The 24982-nt window shown below is 53.0% G+C and carries 26 protein-coding genes; 10 read left to right on the forward strand and 16 right to left on the reverse strand.

Features of this window, described 5'->3' with window-relative positions; all coding sequences use genetic code 11:
* Positions 1–69: 69 nt before the first annotated feature.
* Positions 70–1269, reverse strand: coding sequence for a tyrosine-type recombinase/integrase (locus AK59_RS0107040; protein ID WP_156037792.1), 1200 nt, complete (start codon positions 1267–1269; stop codon positions 70–72).
* A gap of 219 nt (positions 1270–1488) precedes the next feature.
* Between AK59_RS0107040 and AK59_RS0107045 the strand changes: the two genes are divergently transcribed.
* Complete coding sequence (locus tag AK59_RS0107045; protein WP_013095324.1) at positions 1489–2826, forward strand: hemolysin family protein; 1338 nt, start codon at positions 1489–1491, stop codon at positions 2824–2826.
* A 71-nt stretch (positions 2827–2897) separates the two neighbouring features.
* On the opposite strand, the gene AK59_RS0107050 is transcribed toward AK59_RS0107045, so the two are convergent.
* Complete coding sequence (locus AK59_RS0107050) at positions 2898–3104, reverse strand: DUF1107 domain-containing protein (protein WP_008501430.1); 207 nt, start codon at positions 3102–3104, stop codon at positions 2898–2900.
* 324 nt (positions 3105–3428) lie between these two features.
* Here AK59_RS0107050 and AK59_RS0107055 point away from each other — a divergent pair, with 324 nt between their 5' ends.
* Positions 3429–3986 (forward strand): YtfJ family protein, encoded by a 558-nt coding sequence (locus AK59_RS0107055; RefSeq protein WP_013095323.1) that lies wholly within the window; start codon positions 3429–3431, stop codon positions 3984–3986.
* Here the strand turns inward: AK59_RS0107055 and cysQ are convergent.
* Positions 3980–4720: a 3'(2'),5'-bisphosphate nucleotidase CysQ gene (gene cysQ / locus AK59_RS0107060; RefSeq protein WP_013095322.1), complete on the reverse strand. Its 741-nt coding sequence runs from the start codon at positions 4718–4720 to the stop codon at positions 3980–3982. The genes AK59_RS0107055 and cysQ overlap by 7 nt on opposite strands.
* A gap of 190 nt (positions 4721–4910) precedes the next feature.
* Between cysQ and AK59_RS0107065 the strand changes: the two genes are divergently transcribed.
* Positions 4911–6854, forward strand: a complete 1944-nt coding sequence (locus AK59_RS0107065; protein ID WP_029882387.1) for a bifunctional 2',3'-cyclic-nucleotide 2'-phosphodiesterase/3'-nucleotidase — start codon at positions 4911–4913, stop codon at positions 6852–6854.
* Positions 6855–6940: 86 nt separating this feature from the next.
* Here AK59_RS0107065 and AK59_RS0107070 read toward each other — a convergent pair whose 3' ends face one another.
* Entirely contained in the window at positions 6941–7321 is a 381-nt protein-coding gene (locus AK59_RS0107070) for a winged helix-turn-helix transcriptional regulator (protein ID WP_029882388.1), read from the reverse strand.
* An 89-nt stretch (positions 7322–7410) separates the two neighbouring features.
* On the opposite strand from AK59_RS0107070, the gene AK59_RS0107075 reads away from it, so the two are divergent.
* Entirely contained in the window at positions 7411–8259 is an 849-nt protein-coding gene (locus AK59_RS0107075; protein ID WP_029882389.1) for an SDR family oxidoreductase, read from the forward strand.
* Between the two features lie 214 nt (positions 8260–8473).
* Here the strand turns inward: AK59_RS0107075 and AK59_RS0107080 are convergent, their stop codons facing one another.
* Positions 8474–10372: a beta-ketoacyl synthase gene (locus AK59_RS0107080; RefSeq protein ID WP_029882390.1), complete on the reverse strand. Its 1899-nt coding sequence runs from the start codon at positions 10370–10372 to the stop codon at positions 8474–8476.
* A 177-nt stretch (positions 10373–10549) separates the two neighbouring features.
* Here AK59_RS0107080 and AK59_RS0107085 point away from each other — a divergent pair, with 177 nt between their 5' ends.
* The 3 genes from AK59_RS0107085 (at position 10550) to AK59_RS0107095 (ending at position 13509) form a co-directional block, all read left to right on the forward strand.
* Positions 10550–11593 (forward strand): GlxA family transcriptional regulator, encoded by a 1044-nt coding sequence (locus AK59_RS0107085; RefSeq protein WP_029882391.1) that lies wholly within the window; start codon positions 10550–10552, stop codon positions 11591–11593.
* A 49-nt stretch (positions 11594–11642) separates the two neighbouring features.
* Positions 11643–12467, forward strand: coding sequence for an AraC family transcriptional regulator (locus AK59_RS0107090; protein WP_029882392.1), 825 nt, complete (start codon positions 11643–11645; stop codon positions 12465–12467).
* A 76-nt stretch (positions 12468–12543) separates the two neighbouring features.
* Positions 12544–13509, forward strand: coding sequence for a DMT family transporter (locus tag AK59_RS0107095; RefSeq protein WP_013095314.1), 966 nt, complete (start codon positions 12544–12546; stop codon positions 13507–13509).
* Between the two features lie 62 nt (positions 13510–13571).
* Here the strand turns inward: AK59_RS0107095 and AK59_RS0107100 are convergent, their stop codons facing one another.
* Positions 13572–15221, reverse strand: a complete 1650-nt coding sequence (locus tag AK59_RS0107100) for a methyl-accepting chemotaxis protein (protein ID WP_013095313.1) — start codon at positions 15219–15221, stop codon at positions 13572–13574.
* A gap of 244 nt (positions 15222–15465) precedes the next feature.
* On the opposite strand from AK59_RS0107100, the gene ytfE reads away from it, so the two are divergent.
* Positions 15466–16128, forward strand: a complete 663-nt coding sequence (gene ytfE / locus AK59_RS0107105) for an iron-sulfur cluster repair protein YtfE (protein WP_013095312.1) — start codon at positions 15466–15468, stop codon at positions 16126–16128.
* 95 nt (positions 16129–16223) lie between these two features.
* Here ytfE and cycA read toward each other — a convergent pair whose 3' ends face one another.
* Entirely contained in the window at positions 16224–17633 is a 1410-nt protein-coding gene (cycA, locus tag AK59_RS0107110) for a D-serine/D-alanine/glycine transporter (protein ID WP_029882393.1), read from the reverse strand.
* 311 nt (positions 17634–17944) lie between these two features.
* On the reverse strand, positions 17945–18565 hold the full coding sequence (gene fklB, locus AK59_RS0107115; RefSeq protein WP_008502892.1) for an FKBP-type peptidyl-prolyl cis-trans isomerase: 621 nt from the start codon (positions 18563–18565) through the stop codon (positions 17945–17947).
* A gap of 233 nt (positions 18566–18798) precedes the next feature.
* On the opposite strand from fklB, the gene AK59_RS0107120 reads away from it, so the two are divergent.
* Positions 18799–19443 (forward strand): OapA family protein, encoded by a 645-nt coding sequence (locus AK59_RS0107120; protein ID WP_029882394.1) that lies wholly within the window; start codon positions 18799–18801, stop codon positions 19441–19443.
* Between the two features lie 46 nt (positions 19444–19489).
* Here AK59_RS0107120 and AK59_RS0107125 read toward each other — a convergent pair whose 3' ends face one another.
* From AK59_RS0107125 to rpsF, 5 genes are all read right to left on the reverse strand, one after another.
* Positions 19490–20419 (reverse strand): DMT family transporter, encoded by a 930-nt coding sequence (locus tag AK59_RS0107125; RefSeq protein ID WP_013095309.1) that lies wholly within the window; start codon positions 20417–20419, stop codon positions 19490–19492.
* 151 nt (positions 20420–20570) lie between these two features.
* Entirely contained in the window at positions 20571–21020 is a 450-nt protein-coding gene (gene rplI / locus AK59_RS0107130; protein WP_008502894.1) for a 50S ribosomal protein L9, read from the reverse strand.
* A gap of 41 nt (positions 21021–21061) precedes the next feature.
* Positions 21062–21289: a 30S ribosomal protein S18 gene (gene rpsR / locus AK59_RS0107135; RefSeq protein ID WP_000135199.1), complete on the reverse strand. Its 228-nt coding sequence runs from the start codon at positions 21287–21289 to the stop codon at positions 21062–21064.
* 4 nt (positions 21290–21293) lie between these two features.
* Positions 21294–21608 (reverse strand): primosomal replication protein N, encoded by a 315-nt coding sequence (gene priB, locus AK59_RS0107140; protein WP_008502895.1) that lies wholly within the window; start codon positions 21606–21608, stop codon positions 21294–21296.
* A 6-nt stretch (positions 21609–21614) separates the two neighbouring features.
* Entirely contained in the window at positions 21615–22010 is a 396-nt protein-coding gene (rpsF, locus tag AK59_RS0107145) for a 30S ribosomal protein S6 (RefSeq protein WP_003856034.1), read from the reverse strand.
* A 343-nt stretch (positions 22011–22353) separates the two neighbouring features.
* Here rpsF and yjfY point away from each other — a divergent pair, with 343 nt between their 5' ends.
* Positions 22354–22629, forward strand: a complete 276-nt coding sequence (yjfY, locus tag AK59_RS0107150; RefSeq protein WP_013095308.1) for a DUF1471 family protein YjfY — start codon at positions 22354–22356, stop codon at positions 22627–22629.
* Between the two features lie 140 nt (positions 22630–22769).
* Here the strand turns inward: yjfY and AK59_RS0107155 are convergent, their stop codons facing one another.
* From AK59_RS0107155 to ulaD, 3 genes are read right to left on the reverse strand one after another with little or no spacing between them, the layout of a single operon-like run.
* Complete coding sequence (locus tag AK59_RS0107155; protein ID WP_029882395.1) at positions 22770–23456, reverse strand: L-ribulose-5-phosphate 4-epimerase; 687 nt, start codon at positions 23454–23456, stop codon at positions 22770–22772.
* Entirely contained in the window at positions 23449–24309 is an 861-nt protein-coding gene (locus tag AK59_RS0107160; protein ID WP_013095306.1) for an L-ribulose-5-phosphate 3-epimerase, read from the reverse strand. Before AK59_RS0107160 ends, AK59_RS0107155 begins: the two co-directional genes overlap by 8 nt.
* Before the next feature lie 9 nt (positions 24310–24318).
* Entirely contained in the window at positions 24319–24969 is a 651-nt protein-coding gene (gene ulaD / locus AK59_RS0107165) for a 3-keto-L-gulonate-6-phosphate decarboxylase UlaD (RefSeq protein ID WP_013095305.1), read from the reverse strand.
* Between the last annotated feature and the right edge of the window lie 13 nt (positions 24970–24982).

Consider the following 24982-nt stretch of genomic DNA (forward strand, 5'->3'; position numbering starts at 1 on the left):
GGAAAGAATTTCACAAATGATTTAAAGTAATGTACTTCACGATAACACATCCATGTGCTTGTTTTTAATTCAGATACGATCAATCACGTGTTTCATTTGCAGAAGTGGTTGTTTACTCCTGTATGTTCTATCCGTCATTGTTCGATGAGCATGTCCAAGTATCGAGAATCTTATATGGTCAGGTACTTCGTGAAGATCTCTCAATCGGTCTGACAAGCCATATCTATAGTCATGTGCTGTATGTTTCATGCCTGCTTTTTTGAAAGCCTTGCTTACGGCATTACTTGCAGATGAATTATTAACCCAATGATATATTGGTTTCTCTTCCCATATACCAGCCTTTAGAAGACTATCACTTAAAGGTATATCGCGAATTGACTCGTTATTCTTAACGGTTTTAGTACCATCATCATTAATGCTGATACATTTAATGAGTATTCCTTGGTCTTCTTTCTCAATATAATCATTTGAAGAGATTTGGATCGCCTCACCGATACGTACTCCTGTGTAAAAAAGTAGGTTTAGTAACCACCATAAGGATCTGGTATTGGCAACATGCTCAGAAGAAATTAATTTTTGATGCTCCCTTAAGGAAACACCCGTTTTAATACTCATATTTTCAACATGCTTATAGTTCATCCCCAAAAAAGGATTCTTCACGATGTAATCACGTTGCTTCATAGCGAAATTGAACATTGCAGAAACCTTAATAATGGCATCTTGTCTGGATCGAGGTGACTTACCCGACTTATCAAGAAACTTTTTATAAGTACTCACCGTCTTTTTCGTAACTGAATCGACTGGGATATCCCCACACCATTCCAGGAAACCATTTACCGTTCTCTCATTAAGCACTTTGGTACTCTTCGCCCAATCAGAACTCATCTCTTCAAGCCACTCATTAAGTACTGATGACAATAGAGGGGAAATGCTCTTTTCTTGTATTACTGGATGCAGCGAGACATGACATACAGAGACGGCGGATAAAAATTCATCCTCTATTTGCTTATCTCTGGCCTTTAGAAGCGTTTCACGAATCAATAGTGGATTTGTATTCCCCATTAGCTGAGAGAGCCTTATAAAGGCTTCAGTGAGCTTTACGGCACGATACTGAGCCACATTTCTGTCCTGGGTGCGTAGGCTAACCCGAAGAAGTTTCCCAGCTAATCGACGCTGCCACATGAAAGAGCGTTCAGAGGAAGCTGTCCTGTCTAAAAAACGCACATTTTGCTGTATAAAGATTGGATAAAGATCTGGTAAAGATTGCATGAAAACCCTCTTCAAATGAGAATGGTTCCCATCAATTCCCAAACACAACACTTAGCGGTACTTAAGCGTCAAAATGTGACCTCTGGCAGATTTACATCTCTTTACGCTATACTACCCGCTGAAATAATCGGCTCAACGCTACGAGCTGATGTTCAATGTGTTTCCACACAAATGGTATCAACTCCCCTTCTGAGGATCTGGCGAGAAGCCGGATAAACTATGTTAAACAGTATTTTAGTAATACTTTGTCTGATAGCCGTCAGCGCATTTTTCTCGATATCCGAGATCTCGCTGGCCGCGTCCCGTAAAATCAAACTTAAGCTGCTTGCCGACGAAGGCAACATCAATGCTTCCCGTATCCTGAAAATGCAGGAAAATCCTGGAACGTTCTTCACCGTGGTACAAATTGGCCTGAACGCGGTCGCTATTCTCGGCGGTATCGTGGGGGATGCAGCGTTTTCTCCGGCCTTTTACAGCCTGTTCGTTCAGTACATGTCCGCCGAACTTGCCGAGCAGATGAGCTTTATTCTCTCCTTCTCGCTGGTCACCGGGATGTTCATCCTGTTCGCTGACCTGACCCCGAAACGCATCGGTATGATTGCGCCAGAAGCTGTGGCTTTGCGTATCATCAACCCGATGCGCTTCTGCCTGTTCGTGTTCCGTCCGCTGGTGTGGTTCTTCAACGGCCTGGCGAACGTCATCTTCCGCATCTTTAAACTGCCGATGGTGCGTAAAGATGACATCACCTCCGACGACATCTATGCCGTGGTAGAAGCCGGTGCGCTGGCCGGGGTGCTGCGTAAGCAAGAGCATGAGCTGATCGAAAATGTGTTCGAGCTGGAATCCCGTACCGTGCCCTCTTCCATGACGGGCCGTGAAAGCGTGATTTGGTTCGATCTGCATGAAGACGAGCAGAGCCTGAAGAATAAAGTCGCGGAGCACCCGCACTCTAAATTCCTGGTTTGTAATGAAGATATCGACCACATCATCGGCTATGTGGACTCCAAAGATCTGCTGAACCGCGTGCTGGCGAACCAAAGCCTGGCGCTTAACAGCGGCGTGCAGATCCGCAATACCCTGATTGTACCGGACACGTTGACGCTCTCTGAAGCGCTGGAAAGTTTCAAAACCGCCGGTGAAGACTTCGCCGTTATCATGAACGAATATGCGCTGGTGGTGGGCATCATTACCCTCAACGACGTCATGACCACGCTGATGGGTGACCTGGTCGGCCAGGGTCTGGAAGAGCAGATTGTGGCGCGTGATGAGAACTCATGGCTGATTGACGGCGCAACGCCAATCGACGACGTGATGCGCGTGCTGGATATCGACGAGTTCCCGCAGTCAGGCAACTACGAGACCATCGGCGGCTTTATGATGTTTATGCTGCGTAAAATCCCGAAGCGCACCGACTCGGTGAAGTTCTCCGGCTACAAGTTTGAAGTGGTGGATATTGATAACTACCGCATCGACCAGCTGCTGGTGACGCGTATCGATAACAAACCGACCGTGCTGGTGCCGAAGCTGCCGGATGCGGAAGAGAAGGTGTCGGCGTAAGGTTCCTGCCCCCACAAACATCAACGGCTCCCATCGGGAGCCGTTTTTTTAACTACTGCATAGCACGTTGGTTAAGCCATCTCAGTTTGCAGACGCATAACCTGACGGTTGACTTCGGACATCACAGACAAGTGCTGTTTGTCCTTCACTTTTGGGACAAGGATCTTGCCCTTATCAAACTCAAAAGCGCCAACATCCTTGATATACAACCGTCCACGGAACAGGATCTTCACGTACTTCGCCACCTGAAGCGGGTTGTAGCGTTGGAAAATTTTCATTCTTGTATCTCCTGCGAATCATACGCTCTTGCGGCGCCACAATCGGCCCGACTGTTCTGAGCGCAAATTTTGTTGCCCAATGACTATAGACCAGAACTACGTAGTTACCCAGTGTGCATAAGTTTATTTACCGTTTGATTACAATTATTCAGAATAATCTTTTCAAACTGTGACTACAGGCAGTATAAGCCGTCGTTTTTTTATGGATATGTGCGTTCGCCCGCAAACTGGCATCGGGATTGCGGGAAAAGCCCATTGATCGCACTTATGATTAAAAGCGTAAGACCAAGTGGTCGGATCACCTGCATACAATAAGGAAACACCATGACCCTACGTAACATTCTTGCAGCCGCATGCCTGCTCCTGCCTCTGTGGGCGAGTGCCCACAACATTGAAAAAGGACAACGCGTACCGCCAGTCGGCATTGCTGACCGGGGAGAATTGATTCTCGACAATGATAAGTTTAGCTACAAACCGTGGAATAGCGCGCAGCTCGCGGGCAAAGTGAGAGTTGTACAACATATTGCCGGGCGTACATCTGCAAAAGAGAAAAACGCAAACCTGGTGGAAGCGATCAAGGCCGCAAAATTCCCGCATGATCGCTATCAGACCACCACCATTGTGAACACCGACGATGCCATCCCTGGCTCCGGGATGTTTGTGCGCTCAAGCCTTGAGAGCAACAAAAAGCTCTACCCGTGGTCGCAGTTTATTGTCGACAGCAACGGCGTGACGCGCAAAGCCTGGCAGCTTGAGGAAGAGAGTTCCGCGATTATCGTGCTGGACAAAAACGGCCAGGTGCAGTGGGTAAAAGACGGGGCGTTAACCCAGGAAGAGGTGCAGCAGGTGGTTGATCTGCTGCACAAGCTGCTGGCTCAGTAAAGAGAGACCCGGAAGCCTGGATTGAGGAATGATTCGCGCGGGGTGTAGTCCAGCGGCTTGCCCTGCCAGTCATGAACATGCGCACCCGCGGCCGCGGCTACCGCGTGGCCGGCTGCCGTGTCCCAGATGTTCGTCGGCCCGAAACGGGGATAGAGCTGCGCCTGCCCCTCCGCCACCAGACAGAATTTCAGCGAGGAGCCAATCGAGGTCGTCTGATGTTCACCCAGCTGTTGCAGGTACTCTTCCAACTCGCTGTCGCTGTGCGAGCGGCTGATGACCACCAGCGGAGGGCGCGCATCGCGCACCTGAATCGGCTTGCGGACACCACACTCTTCCTTCCAGGCCTTGCCTTCTGCGGCGCTGTACATCACTTTCATCACCGGAGCGTAGACCACCCCAAGCACCGCCTTGCCCTTGTCGATCAGGGCGATATTCACGGTGAATTCACCGTTACGCTTGATAAACTCTTTGGTGCCGTCAAGAGGATCGACCAGCCAGTAACGCTGCCAGTGCTGACGCTCATCCCAGCTCTGCGGCGCTTCTTCGGAAAGCACGGGGATCTCTGGCGTGAGTGCCTGTAGACCTTTCATGATCACGCCATGCGCCGCGATATCCGCCGCCGTGACCGGGGAATCATCCGCCTTGCTGACAACGTTCATCGGTTGTGCGCCGTCATACACCTGCATGATGGCATCGCCCGCATCCCGTGCGAGCTGACAAATTTTATCTAACATTCTCCACCTCTTCGTTAACGCAGTGGGTATAACTCTTTGTTTTATTTATATCGTAATGTGAACAATTCCGCTATCTGTGAAGCAATTCCGGTTTCATCGCCCTTTTTTCTGGCAGGATTCACACTTCTGTAAGCAACAAACGATAGATACATATTCTTTTGTGGCCTGGATCGAAAAAAGGACTCCTCTGATGATTAAGTTTAGCGCAACGCTCCTGGCGACGCTGATTGCAGCGAGCGTACAGGCGGCGACGGTCGATCTCCGTATTCTGGAAACCACCGACCTGCACAGCAATATGATGGACTTCGATTACTACAAAGATACCCCTACGGAAAAATTCGGACTGGTACGCACGGCAAGTTTGATCAATGCCGCCCGCAATGAAGTGAAAAATAGCGTGCTGGTCGACAACGGTGATTTGATTCAGGGGAGCCCGCTGGGTGACTACATGGCGGCAAAGGGGCTGAAAAAAGGCGAGATCCACCCGGTGTATAAAGCGATGAACACCCTGGATTATACCGTCGGCAACCTCGGTAACCACGAATTTAACTATGGTCTGAAATACCTGCACGATGCGCTGGCAGGCGCAAAATTCCCTTACGTTAACGCCAATATCATCGACGTTAAGACCAAAAAGCCGCTTTTCACCCCTTATCTGATTAAAGAGACCGAGGTTGTTGATCAGGACGGTAAAAAGCAGACGCTGAAAATTGGCTACATCGGCTTTGTACCGCCCCAGATCATGACCTGGGATAAAGCCAATCTCACCGGCAAAGTCACCGTTAACGACATCACCGAAACGGCGCGTAAATATGTACCGGAGATGCGTGAAAAAGGGGCGGATGTTGTGGTCGTTGTCGCCCACTCGGGCCTCTCTGCCGATCCGTACCAGGTGATGGCGGAAAACTCCGTTTACTACCTGAGCGAAGTGCCGGGCGTGGACGCGATCCTCTTCGGCCACGCTCATGCGGTCTTCCCGGGTAAGGATTTTGCCAGCATCAAAGGGGCAGACATCGACAAGGGAACGCTCAACGGCGTGCCGGCGGTAATGCCCGGCATGTGGGGCGATCATCTTGGCGTGGTGGATCTGGTACTCAATAATGACAGCGGCAGCTGGAAGGTGACCGGATCCAAAGCCGAAGCGCGCCCCATTTACGATGCTGCCGCCAAAAAATCACTGGCGGCTGAAGACCAAAAACTCCTCGACGTGCTCAAGCATGACCACGACGCCACCCGCGAATTCGTCAGCAAGCCGATCGGCAAATCCGCCGACAACATGTACAGCTATCTGGCGCTGATACAGGATGACCCAACCGTTCAGGTGGTCAATATGGCGCAGAAAGCCTATGCCGAACATTTTGTTCAGGGCGATCCGGACTTAGCCAACCTGCCGGTGCTTTCCGCCGCCGCACCGTTCAAAGTGGGCGGACGTAAAAATGACCCGGCCAGCTATGTTGAAGTGGAAAAAGGCCAGCTGACGTTCCGTAACGCCGCCGATCTCTATCTCTACCCGAACACGCTGGTCGTGGTTAAAGCAACGGGTAAAGAGGTGAAAGAGTGGCTGGAATGCTCCGCCGGGCAGTTTAACCAGATCGATCCGAAGAGCAGCAAGCCGCAGTCGTTGATTAACTGGGACGGGTTCCGCACCTATAACTTCGACGTTATCGACGGGGTGGATTATCAGATTGATGTCACCCAGCCCGCGAAATATGACGGCGAGTGTCAGGCCATTAATCCGCAGGCAGAGCGCATCAAAAACCTGACCTTCAAGGGCAAGCCTGTCGATCCGGCGGCCACCTTCCTGGTGGTGACCAATAACTATCGCGCGTATGGCGGCAAATTTGCCGGCACCGGCGATAGCCACATTGCCTTTGCATCCCCGGATGAGAACCGCTCGGTGCTGGCCGCCTGGATCAGCGCAGAGTCGAAAAAGGCGGGAGAAATTCATCCGGCGGTCGATAACAACTGGCGTCTGGCCCCGATCCACAGCGATACCCCACTGGATATTCGCATTGAAACGTCTCCGTCGGATAAGGCTGCGGCGTTTATTAAGGAGAAGGCGCAGTATCCGATGAAGAAGGTTGCGACGGATGATATCGGGTTCGCCATTTATCAGGTGGATTTAAGTAAGTAAAAGCAAAACGGCAACGCACGTTGTTTATTCCCTCTCCCTGTGGGAGAGGGTTAGGGTGAGGGCATGAGGCCGCACATTCCCGGGTTTTACGCTGCCCGCTCTTCCCGGTTCGCCATTACTTTTGGCGTATTCACCTCTATCCAGTCCGCCAGCGCGGCCACTTTCTCGCTCACCTCTACGCCAAGCGGCGTCAGGCTATACTCAACGTGCGGCGGTACAACAGGATACGAAACGCGATCGACAAAACCGTCATGCTCCAGTGCCTGCAGCGACTGGGCCAGCATCTTCTCGCTCACGCCGCCCATTTTACGGCGCAGATCGCTGAAGCGGTGCGTTCCCTCACGTAGCGCCACCAGGATCAGAACCCCCCAGCGGCTGGTCACATGTTTGAGCACCTCTCTGGACGGGCACTGCTCCGCGAAGAGGTTACCATCGCGCATTTGTTCGCTGAGTGTCGGTATTGTCATTTAATACTTACCTTTTTGTACGTACTTACTAAAAGTTAGTTATGGTGCTAGTGTGCCACAACACCAGACAAACACGAAGGAGATTGATCATGATCGCGATTACCGGCGCTACCGGCCAGCTTGGCCGCCTCGTTATCGAACAGCTGTTAAAAACCGTCCCGGCAAACCAGATTGTGGCTATTGTGCGTAACCCGGCGAAAGCGGAAGCCCTGAGCCAGCAGGGTATTGTGGTTCGTCAGGGCGATTACACCGACCAGGCCGCGTTGACCACGGCGCTGAAGGGTGTGAAGAAACTGCTGCTGATCTCATCCAGCGAAGTGGGTCAGCGCGCCACGCAGCACCAGAATGTCATCAACGCTGCCAAAGCGGCTGGCGTGACATTTATCGCCTACACCAGCCTGCTGCATGCGGATAACTCACCGCTGGGCCTGCACGTTGAACACGTTGCCACGGAAAAAGCGCTGGCGGCATCCGGCATTCCTTATGCCCTGCTGCGCAACGGCTGGTATACCGAAAACTACCTGGCGAGCGCGCCGCCTGCGCTGGAACACGGCGTGTTTATCGGTGCCGCAGGTGAAGGCAAAATCGCCTCTGCCACCCGTGCGGATTACGCGGCGGCGGCGGCAAAAGTGGTTTCGGAAGAGGGCCACGCTGGCAAGGTCTATGAACTGGCAGGCGACAGCGCGTGGACGCTGAGCGAACTGGCGGCTGAACTGAGCAAGCAGAGCGGTAAACCGGTGGTTTATCAGAACATGAGCGAAGCGGATTTCGCCGCTGCGCTGAAGAGTGTCGGCCTGCCTGCCGGGCTGGCGGATATGCTGGCGGACTCTGATGTGGGCGCATCTAAAGGCGGGCTCTTTGACGATAGCCATACGCTGAGCAAATTGATTGGGCGACCAACCACGTCGCTGGCTGAAAGCGTTAAAACCATTTTGTAACGGGAAGGCTATTATTACGGATGGCGGGGTAAAATAAAAAGCGGAATACCTCGCCACCGACTCGATTAGGGCTTAAAGAGCACAGCTCAATCTATTCTTTTGCGAAAGAGAGTCGCTATAAAGCACTCAATCCTGCCGCTGACATAGTATTCAAATTAATTTGCGCCTGTATAAAAGTGACTCCTGTTAACCCCGCTTACGTCGCAGGTAGAAATTAAAAATCGCTATATTCTTTTTCCCTCGCAAACGAAATAGGCTTTTCAAAGCCGGGAATAGTGATGCCATTCATATCAATATTGATATCGTCTTCATTTATCCCCTGCTGCCCAAACAGATAAATAACGTTTAATTCGCCGTGAGAGGCAGCTTCATCGTAAGCACGGGCCTGTCGTTGCACCTGGCGGTTACGCTGCTGATAATCTGCAAAGGCCGGTTCGCCATAGCGTTTGCGCAACCATTGTTGCGTAAGCTTCGGCGAGTAAACCACCCCCGTGGCATTATTACCGCCGAAGCCTTTTGAATTAATAAACGCAATTTGCCCCTGTTCATCCTCTAATTTGCAGTCCTTAACAGGGATGTGTAAACGCGCGTTATTCACCTGTGGCGCGATGTGCGACACACTTTTAATGCCCGGTAAAATGCCATAGCGGAAGACACCGAGACAGCTTATCAACTGGTCCCCGCTGGCAGGCCCCAGGGAGTGCCCCAGGTAAGATTTCACCGCCGTCACCGGCCAGTTGTGAATCGAAAAGGCTTGCGCAACACGGTCAAAAATATCCGCTTCCGAGACACAATTTTTCGGCGTGCTTGAACCATGAGCCTGGATAAACGATCCCTTTTGCACCGTCTCCAGTCCAACCATCGACACTGCAGAGGCGACAGCTTTCGCCATAGTGATGTAATTCCCCGGCCCCGGAGAAGCAATCGAACGCTTATAGCCATCAGCATTGATAAAGACGTTTCCCACAGAACCGTGGATCTCTGTGCCGAGTTGCATCGCCAGTTCGTCGTCCATCAACACGATATACTGGCTGGACTCGGCGATCACAAACCCACAGCTGTTGCCAAACGGACGGCTGCTGTTGCGCCAGTCGGCCGTCTCCGTCTGATCGATATGCCTGAGTTTACTCTCTGTCGCCAGCGCGCCCATGGCATCAAAACCTTCAATCACCTCTGACGTAACCGGTGCTTCTGCGCTGCCTACCACGGCCACGCGAATGCGCCCTGCTTTTATGTCTTCGACGGCCGCGTTCAGGTTATAAAGAAACGTGGCGCATGCTCCCAGCGTGGCGCTGGTGTGGCCCACGCTACCCAGCACATAGGCATTGAGAAAATCAGCGCACATGCTGTTCAGGCCCAGCGGACACTGCTTGGCGCTGACGCGATGGCCCTTGAGACGCGACTGCAACATTCCGCCAAAGCCATACTCGTCGAGCTGTCCCATAATATTGCCCGAGTAGATACCCAACTGATCCGGCGAAATTTTCGCCTGTATATCCCGCCACGGGATCCCCAAAGCGTTGATCGCATCTGACGCCCCGACAACGGCCATTTGCAACGCCCGCGGGTGAAACTGTGAATTGTAATAGTCACCCGGCCGGAATCCTTGTGGTAGCAAACCTGCGGCCTGAACTTCCGTGCGCAACAGTGTCTCAATTCTACAGTCCATATCACCCCGGACGGTAATGCGCACGCGCTGATCCGTTAATTCCTCAGCATGCCATCCCTGCGGTAAGGGTTGAGGTAATTGTCTGGAAGAAATAATAAAACTAAAACCGTTTTCGTCCGAAGCCATATTTAATTTTGCATGACTAACGATAGCATCAACATCAAAATAATCGTCCGTGATTTTTCTGATAAGGGATCCTTCAAACGCCTCGTTCTTTATCGTCGCGGCAGCCTGATCGGGCGTGAATCTTTTACCGGAAATGTCACAATATCCGCCTTCATCATATTTAAGAAGGCCCATCAGGATGGCGAGCGATAATAACGTCTGCTGCCGTTCCTCTTCGGATAATGACTCTATAACCATTCGGCGAAATGCATGATGTGAAGAACTACGACCAGCCGGACCATAGCCACCAAATGCTGTTATTACGGGTAATTTCACCATAATCCATCCTGTATTGGTCGTGAATTTATTTTGTTATCAAGCTAAGACAACTTACAGATATTAGTTTACAAATCGCCAACAAAAGCTAATATGAAAATCCAGCCAAAATGCTGACTTTTTTGGCCAGGTTAAAGATGAGCTACCAAAAATAATAGTCAAAACAGGTATTAATCAAAAATGACAAATACACAAATAGGATTTGTGTTATGTGAACGCATGCTAAGTTCCGGCCTCAGTCTACCGATTGAAATGTGGAAATCAGCGGCCAGTAGCTATTTAGCTGAGCAAAAAACAAACGCCAACACAGATACGCCCCCGGCAAAGCGATCGCGTTTCAGGCTTTGTCGACCGGAAAGCATTTTGAAGGTCAATACCATCGGCATAAACAGTTTGCCGATCCGCACGCACAGTGGCTTCAGTATTACTGCCGACACCACACTTGCCGACGACAGACACTACGATGTTATTTATATTCCGGCCCTGTGGCGCAACCCTCGCGCGGTGGTCAGACAACAGCCTGAGCTGCTGGCGTGGCTTTCTGAGCAGGCCGCACGAGGCACCCGCATCGCTGCCGTCGGAACCGGCTGTTGTTTTCTGGCGGAATCAGGATTGCTTAACGGGAAACCCGCCACCACCCACTGGCACTACTTCCGGCAATTCTCACGCGATTACCCCAGCGTTAAATTACAAACTAAACATTTTCTCACCCAGGCCGAAAATATTTACTGCGCCGCCAGCGTTAAGGCCTTGTCAGATCTGACAATTCATTTTATTGAAACGATATATGGAAAACGGGTAGCCACACATACTCAACGGACATTTTTCCATGAAATTCGTAGCCAGTTTGATCGCCAGTGCTACAGCGAAGAAAACAAACCCCATCCCGATGAAAATATTGTGCAAATTCAGACCTGGATTAAAGCCAACTGCGCATCGGATATATCAATGCAAAATCTTGCCGATATGGCTGGCATGAGTTTGCGCAACTTTAATCGTCGTTTTAAAAACGCCACTGACATGTCCCCTTTGCAATATTTATTAACCGCCAGAATTGAGTTAGCCATGAATATGTTGCAATCAACCAACCTGTGTATTCAGGAGATCGCCAACGCGGTTGGGTATCAGGATATTGCGCACTTTAATCGCCAGTTTAAACATAAAACCACAGTCTCACCGGGGGATTATCGTAAGACCGTTCGCGCAAAGATGTTTAGTGCATAATCCCGGATCATCTCTGATAATCACAAGATAGCCCCCGAGGAGAATCAGCGTGCAAGGCGTACCGGAACAATTTAGCGATGAGAGAGACAGCGCGCGCTTTCGCCATCTGGCGCAGTTGCCGGGTCTGGAACTTTATCACGCGCATATCGCTGACTACGCCTTTGAGCCTCACACGCATGAAGCCTTCGGCATCGGCACCATCGAAACCGGTGCCGAGCGCTTTCGCTATCGCGGTACCCAGCACCTGGCCGCTGAAAAATCCGTTGTCACCATGAACCCGGACGAGATCCACACCGGAGAATCGGCCACCGAAGGCGGCTGGCGCTACCGGATGGTCTACATCGAACCCGCTTTACTCGAAGAGGTGACTGGCCTGCGCCACTGGTGGTTCAGCGACGTTACCCGCCACGACCCGCTGCGTTCGCAGCAAATCGGCCAGCTGATCTACGGCCTGTGGCATACCCAGGACCCGCTTGCGCAAAAAGGACTGCTGCTGGATTTGATTGAGACCTTCCAGCCGTTGGCCTATCACGCCCCAATAATTAAGGAAGGCGCGCACCGGTTCGAACGGGTACGCGAATATCTGCACGACAACTACATGCACGCCGTGACGCTGGACGAGTTGGCCAACGTGGTTTCTCTCAGCCCTTACCATTTTCAGCGCCAGTTTAAAGCCTATTTCCACGTCACGCCGCACCAGATGCTGATGGCTATTCGCCTGTGGCGCGCCAAAGGCTTCCTTACGCACGGCATGCCCGCCGCCGAAGTGGCCGCCGCGACCGGGCTGACCGACCAGTCGCATTTAACCCGCGCGTTTACCCGCCGCTACGGGATTACGCCCGTCCGCTACCAGAAACAAGTTATCGGGCGCTGATGCGCAATCTCATACAATACGCGCGCAATCCCCCCCTTCTACACTGAGTACAAAGTCAATTGATGTGGATGGAATAATGATTAGTGGCGTGTTGTATGCCCTGCTGGCAGGGCTGATGTGGGGGCTGATTTTTGTCGGCCCGCTGATTGTGCCCGAGTATCCGGCGGCCCTGCAGTCAACCGGACGCTATCTGGCGCTGGGGCTGATTGCCCTGCCGCTGGCCTGGCTCGGTCGTACGCGTTTACGCCAGCTCAACCGCCAGGACTGGATGACCGCGCTGGCGCTGACCATGATGGGCAACCTTATCTATTACGTCTGCCTGGCGAGCGCCATTCAGCGTACCGGCGCGCCGGTATCGACCATGATTATCGGCACGCTGCCTGTCGTTATCCCCGTCTTTGCGAACCTGCTGTACAGCCAGCGCGATGGCAAACTGGCATGGTCAAAAATGGTACCCGCGCTGATCTGCACGGGCGTCGGGCTGGTCTGTGTGAATATTGCCGAGCTTCGCCACGGGCTCGCTGATTTCAGCGTCTGGCGTTACGGTTCGGGGATCGGTTTAGCGTTTATTTCCGTCGCCTGCTGGGCCTGGTATGCCCTGCGTAATGCGCGATGGTTGCGGGAGAACCCGGATAAACATCCGATGATGTGGGCAACGGCACAGGCGCTGGTGACGCTGCCGGTCTCGCTGGTGGGCTATGCCGGGGCGTGCCTCTGGTCTGGGCAGCAACAACCGGACTTCGCCCTCCCTTTCGGGCCGCGGCCGTGGGTCTTTGTCGGGCTGATGATCGCTATCGCTGTGCTCTGTTCCTGGGTGGGCGCACTGTGCTGGAATATCGCCAGCCAGAAACTGCCCACGGTGATCTTAGGGCCGCTGATTGTCTTCGAAACGCTGGCCGGGCTGCTGTACACCTTCCTGATGCGCCAGAGCGTACCGCCGCTGTTAACGGCCTGTGGAATAGTGCTGCTGGTGATGGGGGTAGTGATGGCGGTAAGAGCGAAGCCGGAAAAACCGATGGTCGTTCCGGCGTCGGAGATGTGAGGCGTTTGCAGGGCCTGCAAAAACGTAGGCCCGGTCAGGCGTAGCCGCCTCCGGGCAAGCTTTTAAAACGTTTCCCAGTTGGCTTCAGACGCAGAAGCAACGGGCTGCGCTTTTGGCGCATAGGTTTTCGCCGGAGCCGCCTTCACTGCCTGGCTGCGGGCAATTTTAAACACCGCCACCGCGTCGTTCAGGCGTGCCGCCTGGTCTTCCAGCGCGGCCGCTGCGGCCGCAGACTCTTCCACCAGCGAGGCGTTCTGTTGGGTAACACGATCCATCTCTGCCACCGCCTGGCCCACCTGGTCGATCCCGCGGCTCTGCTCATCAGACGCAGAGGCAATTTCACCCATAATGTCGGTGACGCGAGTCACGGCGTTAACAATCTCCGCCATGGTGGCCCCGGCTTCGTTCACCAGTTGCGAGCCTGCGTTAACTCGCTCACCAGAGTCATCAATCAGCGCTTTGATCTCTTTCGCCGCCTGGGCGCTGCGCTGAGCGAGCGTACGCACTTCTCCGGCTACCACCGCAAAGCCACGCCCCTGCTCACCTGCGCGCGCCGCTTCAACTGCCGCGTTAAGAGCCAGGATGTTCGTCTGGAAGGCAATGCCGTCAATGACATTGGTAATTTGCGCAATTTTGCTGGAACTGGTGGCGATTTCGTCCATGGTGCGCACCACGCCTTCTACAACGTTACCGCCCTTCTTCGCCGTTGAAGAGGCATCAAGCGCCAGACGGGAAGCCTGACGGGCATTGTCGGCGTTTTGTTTCACCGTTGCCGTCAGCTGCTCCATGCTGGCAGCCGTCTCTTCCAGCGAGGCAGCCTGCTGCTCGGTACGGGAAGAAAGATCGTTACTGCCCGCAGAGATTTCCCCCGCACCGGTGTAAATGGTATCCGCACCTTCACGAACCACGCCCACGGTGTTTGCCAGCGCGGTTTGCATCTCCTGGACGTTTTGCGCCAGTACGGCCATCTCGTTTTTACCCTCTGCATGGATCGGCTGGGTTAAATCACCGGCGGCAATGGCGCGGATATGGCTTATCACATCCTGCAGCGGCAACAGCAGCACGCGGCGCATGGCAATCCAGCTGGAGATAATCACGATAATTACCAGCAGCATAACCGCAGAGAGGATCCACAGGATACGCTTGTAATCACTTTCGTTATCTTTGATACCTTTATCCGTAAGCACGGCCTGGGCTTCACGCCATTCCCGGTAAACGTTTTGCATCGCGGTCTGTTTCTGCTCTGCATTCTGCTTGAACATCTCTTCCAGATTGCCCTGAGAGAGCAAAACGTTCATTTGGGTCAGCGTCGCGGAGTAATTGCGGTACTGCTCTTCCAGGCGATTTGCCAGGTTGGGATCCAGCCCTGGGGTATTCGGCAAAGCATAGTATTTGTCGTAATGAGACTGGGCATTGGCCAGCAGGTTTTTCGCCGTGTTTACCAGTTCATTGAGCTGTCCGCCGTTAATCTGCGAGGCCATGCTGCTTTGCAGACGCAGCATGCCGCGGTTCAGGGTGACGCGCGCCTGGTTCAGGCTGATCCATGCATCGGTAAACTCCGCCACGTTCTTGCTGGATAGCTGCGACACGGTGAAATTGTCTTTATCGTTATTCAGCGCGTTGATAAAGATACCGGCGGAAACGAGTTGCATGATGCCGAGCACAAGCAGCACCGAAATCAAAAGGGTAATGACTTTTATACGTTTAAACATGCGTTGCCTTTGTAATATGCAGGTTTGTCTGACGTGGATATATCGGCAGGCGCGGCGGGTTGTTTACTGTTTCTCCACGTTAAAAAAGTTTCTAAAGTTATTTTCTGCATTCATTCAGTGAGTTAAACACGCTAATTTTTTGTGACTTACATCTCATTTTCACCCTTGCCTCTAAAGGGTTATAGCGCCGCCTTAAAGATGCATTTAATATGCATCTTATATTCTTGATGATGAGGTAACTGCTATGGCCTTCCGCGACCAACCACTCGGCGAGCTGGCGCTCTCCATCCCTCGCGCTTCTGCGCTGTTTCGTAAATACGACATGGATTACTGCTGCGGCGGTAAGCAAACTCTGGCACGTGCGGCCTCGCGCAAAGAGCTGGATGTAGAGGTTATTGAAGCGGAGCTGGCTCTGCTGGCAGAGCAACCCATCAACAAAGAGTGGCGCACGGCCCCGCTTGCCGAAATCATCGACCACATTATCGTGCGTTACCACGATCGCCACCGCGAACAACTGCCGGAGCTGATCCTGCAGGCCACCAAAGTGGAGCGCGTTCATGCCGACAAGCCTTCCGTGCCGCGCGGCCTGGCGAAATACCTGACCATGCTGCATGAAGAACTCACCAGCCACATGATGAAAGAAGAGCAGATCCTCTTCCCGATGATTAAACAGGGAATGGGCAGCCAGGCGATGGGGCCAATTAGCGTGATGGAAAGCGAACATGACGACGCGGGTGAACTGCTGGAAGTCATCAAACACACGACCAATAACGTCACGCCGCCGCCAGAAGCCTGCACCACATGGAAAGCGATGTACAACGGCATTAACGAGATGATCGATGACCTGATGGAACACATCAGTCTTGAGAATAACGTTCTGTTCCCGCGTGCATTAGCGGGTAAATAAAAAGGCCACTGAAGCCTGATGCCCTCACCCCGGCCCTCTCCCACGGGAAGAGGGTGCAAAAACTAAAAACGGCAACCGAAGTTGCCGTTTTGCTTTTACCTTACGCCTGCCATTCGTTTCTTACCAATGAACAGCCAGCCCAATCCCAGGGCGATGAACCACAGCGGCGTGACGATCAGCGCCTGACGGGTGTCATCTTCCAGCGTCAGCAGAACCAGAACGAACGCGAAGAACGCCATGCATACCCAGCACATCAGCTTGCCCAGCGGCATCTTATAGATCGATTTCTCATGCAGATGCGGACGCTGTTTACGATACACCAGGTACGAACAAAGGATGATCGTCCAGACGAACATAAACAGGATCGCCGAAACGGTGGTGATCATGGTGAACGCACCGATAACGCTCGGGTTCACGTAGAGCATAACCACCCCACCTAACAGGCACATGCAGGAGAACGTCAGCCCTTTCGCCGGAACAGCACGCTTAGAGAGCTTCGCGAACGCGCTCGGCGCAACGCCTTCCTGCGCCAGGCCAAACAGCATGCGGCTGGTTGAGAACACACCGCTGTTCGCCGATGACGCTGCAGATGTCAGCACCACGAAGTTAATCAGGCTCGCTGCTGCAGGCAGTCCCACCAGCACGAACAATTCAACAAATGGGCTCTTGCTTGGCACAACCGAGCTCCACGGCGTCACGGACATAATAATGATCAACGCAAAGACGTAGAACATGATGATACGAACCGGAATGGAGTTGATTGCACGCGGCAGGGATTTTTCAGGGTCTTTGGTTTCCGCAGCGGTGGTTCCGACAAGTTCAATCCCCACAAAGGCAAATATCGCAATCTGGAAGCCGGCAAAGAAGCCGCTGATGCCTTTCGGGAACCAGCCGCCGTCATTCCACAGATGGGTAAACGAAGCCTGTACGCCGGTTGGCGACTGGAAGTGCATCAGCACCATTACCAGGCCCACCACAATCAGCGCCACAATAGCGACAATCTTGATCATCGCGAACCAGAACTCCATCTCACCGAACATCTTAACGGTGGCGAGGTTGAGGCTCAGCAGCAGAATAATCACCGCCAGCGAGGCGACCCAGTCCGACAGCCCAGGGAACCAGAACTGCGCATAGGCAGTAATGGCGACGACATCCGCCATGCCGGTTACGACCCAGCAGAACCAGTAGGTCCAGCCGGTGAAATAACCCGCCCAGGGACCGAGCAGGTCGGAAGCAAAATCGCTGAAAGATTTGTATTCGAGGTTGGAGAGCAGCAATTCACCCATTGCACGCATCACAAAAAAGAGCATAAAACCGATGATCATATAAACGAAAATGATCGACGGCCCGGCAAGACTGATGGTTTTGCCTGAGCCCATAAACAGCCCGGTACCGATGGCACCCCCGATGGCGATAAGCTGAATATGACGGTTTGTGAGATTGCGCCGTAGCGACTGTTCAGACGTCGCCTCTTCTGTCGCGGCGACTTTGACCTGATCTACCATGTAATTTTCCTGTTTATGCCTGTCTGTGTTGTTAAGGCTCTTCTGGCCTTTAAAAACGTCAAATAAATGACGGTCCCTTTGTAAGGGTTTATCGATATTAGGTAAGAATCGGCGGGATGAATACTATGATTTAGATATTATGTTAATAATATGTTGGAAGTGAGTGTCATATCACTCATACAGCGCGAAACAGCTCACAAAAATACACGCAACAGTTTCGTTTGCAAGATAAAATATTGATTCCGTCGTAACTATAGGTTTTAACACTATTTTCCTCTCCCCGGACGGAGAGAGGAAATAAGAAAAGCCGATTACAGGATTTCCAGCAGCTCGACTTCAAACACCAGGGTGCTGAATGGTGGGATGGACGCGCCAGCGCCACGCTCACCGTACGCCAGGTTGTGTGGGATAGTCAGTTCCCATTTGGAGCCGACTGGCATCAGGGTCAGAGCCTCAATCCAGCCTGCGATAACGCCGTTAACCGGGAATTCAGCCGGTTCGCCGCGTGCAACAGAGCTGTCGAACACGGTACCGTCGATCAGCTTACCGGTGTAGTGCACGCGAACGTGGTCAGTGCGTGCCGGGATAGCGCCGTCGCCCTGGTTGATCACGCGGAACTGCAGGCCAGACTCGGTGCTGTTCACGCCTTCACGCTCACGGTTCTCTTCCAGATATTTCACGCCTTCTGCCGCCATCTCTTCGAAGCGCGCGCGACGCACAGCGTCCGCACGTTCGTGGATTTCACGCAGCGCACGGTGCACAACATCAACCGGAACGGCTGGCTGTTTGCCTTCCAGCGCGTCAGCGATACCCGCCACCAGCGCTTCTGGTAACAGACCTTCCAGGCCGGATTCGCTCAGTTGCTGTCCTACCTGCAAGCCGATACCGTAACTTGCCTGCGCTTCGATAGTGTCAAAAGTCGGGGTGGTCATGGGTTTTCCTTCCATCACATTTAAAGTAGCGGGCAGCATAGCAGCCATGCCCTTATGGGTAAAACTTTGTCTGAAGTTAAGGTGACAAACTGCGACGAAACAGAAACAATAGAGGTAACCAGGATTAATCCCGAATGGATGTCACGGATGTCGGGTTTGCTACGCCGTTCAGGCAGTTAGCGAACTATACTTCGGAGCACAGGATAAAAAAGACGCGGAGCAGGAGGAGAGCCATGCCCGGGCGATTTGAACTGAAACCTACCCTGGCGAAAATCTGGCATGCGCCGGACAATTTTCGCATTATGGACCCGCTACCTCCTCTGCATCGCAGAGGGATTATCATAGGCGCGCTGCTGGTGATCGTCGGTTTCCTGCTCCCTTCTGGCGGCGATAATGTCGACACCGCACCGGTTACCCGCAATGCGCAACTGGATCTTCAGTCGCAAACGCGCCCGCAGCCTGACACGCAACCCATGCAGACACAGCTTGTGACGCCGTCTAACGATCCGGGACAGGTTGCACCGGTTGAGCCAGAGCCTATTCAGGAAGAACAGCCGCAGGAGCAGGCCGCAGCCCCATCTGAACCCCAGACGCAGCAGCCAACCGGCATTGAGCAGCAATGGCGTTCCTACCGCGTGGAGGCGGGCAAAACGCTTGCTCAGCTGTTCCGCGACCATAACCTGCCGCCAACCGATGTCTATGCGATGGCTCAGGTAGAAGGTGCGGGTAAGCCGCTCAGTAACCTGCAGAACGGCCAGATGGTGCAGATCCGCCAGAATGCCAGCGGCGTGGTCACCGGGCTAACGATTGATACGGGTAATGGCCAACAGGTGCTGTTTACCCGCCAGCCAGACGGCAGTTTTATCAGAGCACGGTAATGGCGTAGGCCGGGTAAGGCGAAGCCGCCACCCGGCACTTTTGTTCTCAGGCACTCCGTTTATTCACCCACCAGATCCCCGAGCAGACCAGCACCAGCGCAATCGCGTATTTAATCTCAAGGATGTTTTCGCCAAGGAAAATAGCGGACAGTACCGTCCCGGCGACGGGAATCACAAAGTTGAACGGGGCAATCATACTGACGCGGTTCACTTTCAGTAGCGCGCTCCACAGGGCGAAGGCGACGGATGAGAGCAACGTCAGATACCCTAATACCGCCACCGCGGTAAGGCTATGCACCTCCAGCGTCCCGCCCGTTGCATATCCCCCTGCCACCAGCGCAAGACCACCAATGCCCAGCTGCCAGCCGGTCATCACCGTGGGATCAACCGTCTGGGAAATCCGTTTGCCGTAAAGCGTGGCGGCGGAGAGGATGAACGCCGCCAGCACCACAAACCCGTCACCATTCCAGACAAAGCGGAAATCACGAATACCACTGTGGAAATTCACCAGCATCACCCCGGCAAACCCCAGAATACAGCCCAGCGTTTTGTTATAGCTGAGCTTGTCGTTGTGGTAGATAAAATGCGCCAGCAGTACGCTGAAGAAGGTGCCGGTGGCGTTCATGATCGAGCCATTAACGCCCGTGGTGTATGCCAGCCCGATATAAAAGAAGGTGTACTGAATGGTGGTCTGCGTCAGTCCCAGGATCGTAAGCTGGCCAAACTGCGTGGGCGTGAGCCTGGCGATGGGTTTACGCTGTGCCAGCGCAAACAGCAGCAGCAGTGCTCCGGCAAACAGAAAACGGTATCCGGCAAAGACGACTTTTGACGGGATATCATCGGTTGCGATCTGAAAGAGTTCATAGCCACTTTTAATGGCCGGGTAAGAGCTACCCCAGAGCAGACAGCAGAGTGTGGCGCAGGCGTAGGCCACATTGCGACGGGCAAAGACAGGCGTAGACAGAGCGGTTTCCATGGCAAATCTCAAAGATAAAATTGCGTTTCATTTTATTATCAGAGAATGCGTCAGGAATCGCGACCATACAAGCTAAAAGAGAGGTTCGTCAGGCTTTAAAAAGCAAAACGCCGGCACAAGGCCGGCGCTTCGACGCGAGCAGAGTAAAAAATTACTCAGCTACAACGTTAACAACCAGTTTAGCGAACACTTCGCTGTGAACCTGGAAGTCAACTTCGTGCTCACCAGTGGTACGCAGAACGCCGTTCGGCAGACGAACTTCGCTCTTAGCCACTTTAACGCCTGCTGCAGAAACTGCATCAGCGATATCGCGGGTACCGATGGAACCGAACAGTTTACCTTCGTCGCCAGCTTTGGAAGCGATGGTAACAGTGCCCAGTGCGTTGATTGCTTCAGCGCGAGCGTTAGCAGCCGCCAGAACGTCAGCCAGTTTGGCTTCCAGTTCAGCACGACGTGCTTCGAAAAACTCTACGTTTTTCTTGGTAGCAGGAACAGCTTTGCCCTGTGGAACCAGGAAGTTACGAGCGTAGCCCGCTTTAACGTTTACCTGATCACCCAGGCTGCCCAGGTTTGCTACTTTATCAAGCAGAATAACTTGCATTACCTTATCCTCTTAAAGTCGTATTAATGGACCGTGCCCGATTACTGATGACGATCAGTGTACGGCAGCAGAGACAGGTAGCGAGCGCGTTTGATAGCGCGAGCCAGCTGACGCTGGTATTTTGCACGAGTACCGGTGATACGGCTTGGGACAATCTTACCGCTTTCGGTGATGTAGTTTTTCAGCGTTGCGATATCTTTATAGTCGATCTCTTGAACGCCTTCCGCGGTGAAACGGCAGAACTTGCGACGACGGAAATAACGTGCCATATGGCTAGTCTCCAGAATCTATCAAATCAATCTGCTCGGCATGCAGAACCATTTTGCTCAGACCGTTCTTTGCCTTGTGGCAAGAGATGAACCCCTGAACGATTACTGCACTACCGACCGTTAAACTGTGAGTAATGGCCTGGTTTTCGTGTCCGCTAATGATAACGGGCATTTGGCACCACGCCTGCCGGTGAAACCCGGCTTCCTCTTGCACAGAACGATGCTCAAGCACGAACTGGCAATGCGGAATTCCTGATGGACTGACCTTTCGAAGGGGAGCCCTGCATACGATGCCGGACAACGCCAGACGGTTGGTCATCAGAAATTACTCTTCAGAATCCCCAGCATCAGAATCATCTGCGGTTTCGTTTGCGAAATCATCGCGACGCTCACGGCGCTCGTCTTTCGCTTTAACCATCGGAGATGCTTCGGTAACTGCGTGTTTGGTACGCATAACCATGCTGCGGATAACGGCATCGTTGAAGCGGAAGGTAGTTTCCAGCTCATCGATCACTTCCTGCGGAGCTTCAACGTTCATCAGAACGTAGTGTGCTTTGTGCAGTTTGTTGATCGGGTAAGCCAGCTGACGGCGGCCCCAGTCTTCCAGACGGTGGATCGTACCTTCTGCACCAGTGATGGCAGCAGAGTAACGCTCGATCATACCCGGAACCTGTTCGCTCTGGTCAGGATGGACCATAAAAACGATTTCGTAATGACGCATCGAATTGCTCCTTACGGATTATTCAGCCTCCTGTCTGGGTCAGCCGAGGCCCGGGGAGGCAAGGAACGTGTTAAAGGTCGGCTGAAAAATTGACGCGTCATAATACTTGCGCCCCCCAGGAAACTCAAGCTGATTGCACAAATAATTCGCACAAACCGCAAAGCTGGTCTAAGTGGGTGATTTAAAATTAACCACATCAGGAAGCGTTGTTTTTTTGAACAACTGCATCAGAAATGGTCACGCATCCTCGCCGGATAAGTGATTACACTTTAATCAGAGACCATATAAATACCGGAGGGGAGCAAACAACCGTCTCACAGCACGCAGTCGTGGAGCGCATATCATGAAAAAAATCGCAATTGCCGTAATGGCTGCGCTTTTGCTCAGTGCAAACGCGATGGCAGCCATCAAGATAGACAGCCGACAGGCCAGAAACATGGATGATGTGCAGAGCTTAGGCGTTATTTACATCAATCACCATTTCGCCACAGAGAGCGAAGCAGATCAGGCGCTTAATAAAGAAACCGATGCTCAGGGGGCAAATTACTACCACGTTATTCTGATGCGTGAGCCCGGCAGCAACGGCAACATGCACGCCAGTGCAGATATTTACCGATAACGCTTTGACGCTAGCACCAGGAAAGCCAACAAAAAGAATATAGCCATCGTTTTACTTGCCCCCTGCCCGGGGGCTTTTTTTTATGAATGGCTCTGAAATACCACCGGTTACAACTGTTTTCGGTATTCCAGAGCACTTATTCACTTCTGCCCGTAATAGGCGTTTGGACCGTGCTTGCGCATGAAATGCTTGTTCATCAGGTAATCATCAATGCCCTGAAGCTGTGGGTTGATGCCGCGAGCAATCCACGCCATGCGTGCCACCTCCTCCATGACTACCGCGTTATGGACAGCGTCATGCGCATCTTTTCCCCAGGCGAACGGACCGTGCTGATAGACCACAATGCCCGGCGTATGCAGCGGTTCGCTCTCACCCAGCGTTTCGATAATGACGTTGCCGGTGTTGAGCTCGTACTCGCCTTCCACTTCTGTCTGCGTGAGTGCCCGCGTGCACGGAATGTCACCAAAGAAGTAGTCCGCATGCGTGGTTCCCAGAGCCGGAATGGCCCGCCCCGCCTGTGCCCAGGCTGTGGCATGCGTAGAGTGCGTATGCACTACGCCGCCCAGAGAATGGTAACGCCGGTAGAGCGCCAGATGGGTGGCTGTATCTGAAGAAGGGCGCCATTTGCCGTCGACAACGTTACCCTCAAGATCAACCACCACCATATCGTCAGGGCTCATAGCGTCATATGCCACGCCGCTAGGCTTAATCACCACAAGCCCTTGCTCACGGTCGATGGCGCTGACGTTTCCCCAGGTGAAGGTCACCAGCCCATAGCGCGGGAGATCCATATTAGCGTCAAAGACCTGCTGCTTAAGCTTAAGCATATTCAGCCTCCAGTAAGCCGGCCCGTGCCATACGTTCCCGTACCCAGTCGCGAGCGTTAGCCACTTCACCTGCCGGGTCATCTGACGTTTCGCTCCACATCTCAATCAGGTAAGGTCCGCAATACCCCGCCTGTTTGAGCGTCTGGAAGCACCGTTCGAAATCCACCACCCCGGTGCCGAACGGAACGTTTTTGAATACCCCAGGACGTGTATCTTTGACATGAACCGCGACGATATGGCCCATCCCCGCCAGCAGTTCCATTTGTACGTCGTTATCCCACGCAGACAGGTTGCCGATATCAGGATAGAGCTGGAACCACGGATTGTTCAGGTAATGCGCGTAGCCCAGCGCCTTGCTGATCGAGTTCATTAACGGATAGTCCATGATCTCCATCGCCAGCGTCACCTGCGCGCGGCTAGCCATTTCAACGCTCTCTTTCAGGCCATCACGAAAACGACGACGCGTTTCGTCATTGGCTTCCTGATAGTAAACGTCATACCCGGCAAGCTGTATCACGCGAATACCGACATCCTGCGCAAAACGAATGGCTTTACGCATGATCTCCAGCCCCTGCGCGCGCACCGTATCATCTTCACTGCCAAGCGGAAAACGACGGTGGGCACTGAGGCACATGGACGGCACGCGTACGCCCGTTTCGGCGACCGCACTCACCAGCGCCAGACGCTGTTCCTGGCTCCAGTCGAGGCGAGAAAGACGTTCATCGGTCTCATCCACGGACATTTCGACAAAATCGAAGCCCAACTGTTTCGCCAGTTTCAGCCGCTCCAGCCAGCACTCCCCCGCGGGGAGTGCCTTTTCATAAATGCCAAGCGGGACCTGTTTAGACAACATACCCGCTCCTTAGCCCCAAAGCTGAGCGATTGAACGTTTGAACTGACGTGCCGCTTCCACCGGAGACGCGGCATCACGAATGCTGCGACCCGCGATAAAGACATGAATAGGGATACCTTTAAACAGCGGCAGATCTTCCAGCGCCAGGCCACCGGTAACGGTCACTTTAAAGCCCATGTCAGCAAGACGTTTAATGGCGCTGATATCCGCGTCTCCCCACGCTACGCCTGCGGCCTGCGCATCACGGCTGCGGTGATAAACGACCTGCTGAATGCCAGCATCGCGCCACGCCTGGGCCTGTTCCCAGGTCCAGAAACCGGTCAGTTCAATCTGCACATCGCCGTTGAACTCTTTCGCCACATCCAGCGCGCCTTTCGCGGTGTTGATATCTGCACAGCAGATCACAGTGACCCAGTCGGCATTGGCTTCAAAACACATGCGGGAGAGAATTTTGCCTGCATCGGCAATCTTGGCATCGGCCAGCACGATTTTATGCGGGTAGAGCGCTTTCAGATCGCGAACGGCGCGCACGCCTTCGCCTACGCACAGAATGGTGCCAACTTCGATAATATCCACCTCTTCCGCAATCAAGCGGGTGGTTTCATACGCATCGGACAGAGTCTGGTTATCCAGCGCGACCTGCAACATTGGTAATGACATTTTCAATTCCTTC

The sequence above is a fragment of the Enterobacter sp. T1-1 genome, assembly GCF_000710795.1.
GTDB lineage: Bacteria > Pseudomonadota > Gammaproteobacteria > Enterobacterales > Enterobacteriaceae > Enterobacter > Enterobacter cloacae.

What these genes read in the sequence shown, in the direction of transcription:
- AK59_RS0107040 (WP_156037792.1), bottom strand. Translation starts at nt 1,269, where the DNA reads ATGCAATCTTTACCAGATCTTTATCCAATCTTTATACAGCAAAATGTG.
- AK59_RS0107045 (WP_013095324.1), top strand. Translation starts at nt 1,489, where the DNA reads ATGTTAAACAGTATTTTAGTAATACTTTGTCTGATAGCCGTCAGCGCA.
- AK59_RS0107050 (WP_008501430.1), bottom strand. Translation starts at nt 3,104, where the DNA reads ATGAAAATTTTCCAACGCTACAACCCGCTTCAGGTGGCGAAGTACGTG.
- AK59_RS0107055 (WP_013095323.1), top strand. Translation starts at nt 3,429, where the DNA reads ATGACCCTACGTAACATTCTTGCAGCCGCATGCCTGCTCCTGCCTCTG.
- cysQ (WP_013095322.1), bottom strand. Translation starts at nt 4,720, where the DNA reads ATGTTAGATAAAATTTGTCAGCTCGCACGGGATGCGGGCGATGCCATC.
- AK59_RS0107065 (WP_029882387.1), top strand. Translation starts at nt 4,911, where the DNA reads ATGATTAAGTTTAGCGCAACGCTCCTGGCGACGCTGATTGCAGCGAGC.
- AK59_RS0107070 (WP_029882388.1), bottom strand. Translation starts at nt 7,321, where the DNA reads ATGACAATACCGACACTCAGCGAACAAATGCGCGATGGTAACCTCTTC.
- AK59_RS0107075 (WP_029882389.1), top strand. Translation starts at nt 7,411, where the DNA reads ATGATCGCGATTACCGGCGCTACCGGCCAGCTTGGCCGCCTCGTTATC.
- AK59_RS0107080 (WP_029882390.1), bottom strand. Translation starts at nt 10,372, where the DNA reads ATGGTGAAATTACCCGTAATAACAGCATTTGGTGGCTATGGTCCGGCT.
- AK59_RS0107085 (WP_029882391.1), top strand. Translation starts at nt 10,550, where the DNA reads ATGACAAATACACAAATAGGATTTGTGTTATGTGAACGCATGCTAAGT.
- AK59_RS0107095 (WP_013095314.1), top strand. Translation starts at nt 12,544, where the DNA reads ATGATTAGTGGCGTGTTGTATGCCCTGCTGGCAGGGCTGATGTGGGGG.
- AK59_RS0107100 (WP_013095313.1), bottom strand. Translation starts at nt 15,221, where the DNA reads ATGTTTAAACGTATAAAAGTCATTACCCTTTTGATTTCGGTGCTGCTT.
- ytfE (WP_013095312.1), top strand. Translation starts at nt 15,466, where the DNA reads ATGGCCTTCCGCGACCAACCACTCGGCGAGCTGGCGCTCTCCATCCCT.
- cycA (WP_029882393.1), bottom strand. Translation starts at nt 17,633, where the DNA reads ATGGTAGATCAGGTCAAAGTCGCCGCGACAGAAGAGGCGACGTCTGAA.
- fklB (WP_008502892.1), bottom strand. Translation starts at nt 18,565, where the DNA reads ATGACCACCCCGACTTTTGACACTATCGAAGCGCAGGCAAGTTACGGT.
- AK59_RS0107120 (WP_029882394.1), top strand. Translation starts at nt 18,799, where the DNA reads ATGCCCGGGCGATTTGAACTGAAACCTACCCTGGCGAAAATCTGGCAT.
- AK59_RS0107125 (WP_013095309.1), bottom strand. Translation starts at nt 20,419, where the DNA reads ATGGAAACCGCTCTGTCTACGCCTGTCTTTGCCCGTCGCAATGTGGCC.
- rplI (WP_008502894.1), bottom strand. Translation starts at nt 21,020, where the DNA reads ATGCAAGTTATTCTGCTTGATAAAGTAGCAAACCTGGGCAGCCTGGGT.
- rpsR (WP_000135199.1), bottom strand. Translation starts at nt 21,289, where the DNA reads ATGGCACGTTATTTCCGTCGTCGCAAGTTCTGCCGTTTCACCGCGGAA.
- priB (WP_008502895.1), bottom strand. Translation starts at nt 21,608, where the DNA reads ATGACCAACCGTCTGGCGTTGTCCGGCATCGTATGCAGGGCTCCCCTT.
- rpsF (WP_003856034.1), bottom strand. Translation starts at nt 22,010, where the DNA reads ATGCGTCATTACGAAATCGTTTTTATGGTCCATCCTGACCAGAGCGAA.
- yjfY (WP_013095308.1), top strand. Translation starts at nt 22,354, where the DNA reads ATGAAAAAAATCGCAATTGCCGTAATGGCTGCGCTTTTGCTCAGTGCA.
- AK59_RS0107155 (WP_029882395.1), bottom strand. Translation starts at nt 23,456, where the DNA reads ATGCTTAAGCTTAAGCAGCAGGTCTTTGACGCTAATATGGATCTCCCG.
- AK59_RS0107160 (WP_013095306.1), bottom strand. Translation starts at nt 24,309, where the DNA reads ATGTTGTCTAAACAGGTCCCGCTTGGCATTTATGAAAAGGCACTCCCC.
- ulaD (WP_013095305.1), bottom strand. Translation starts at nt 24,969, where the DNA reads ATGTCATTACCAATGTTGCAGGTCGCGCTGGATAACCAGACTCTGTCC.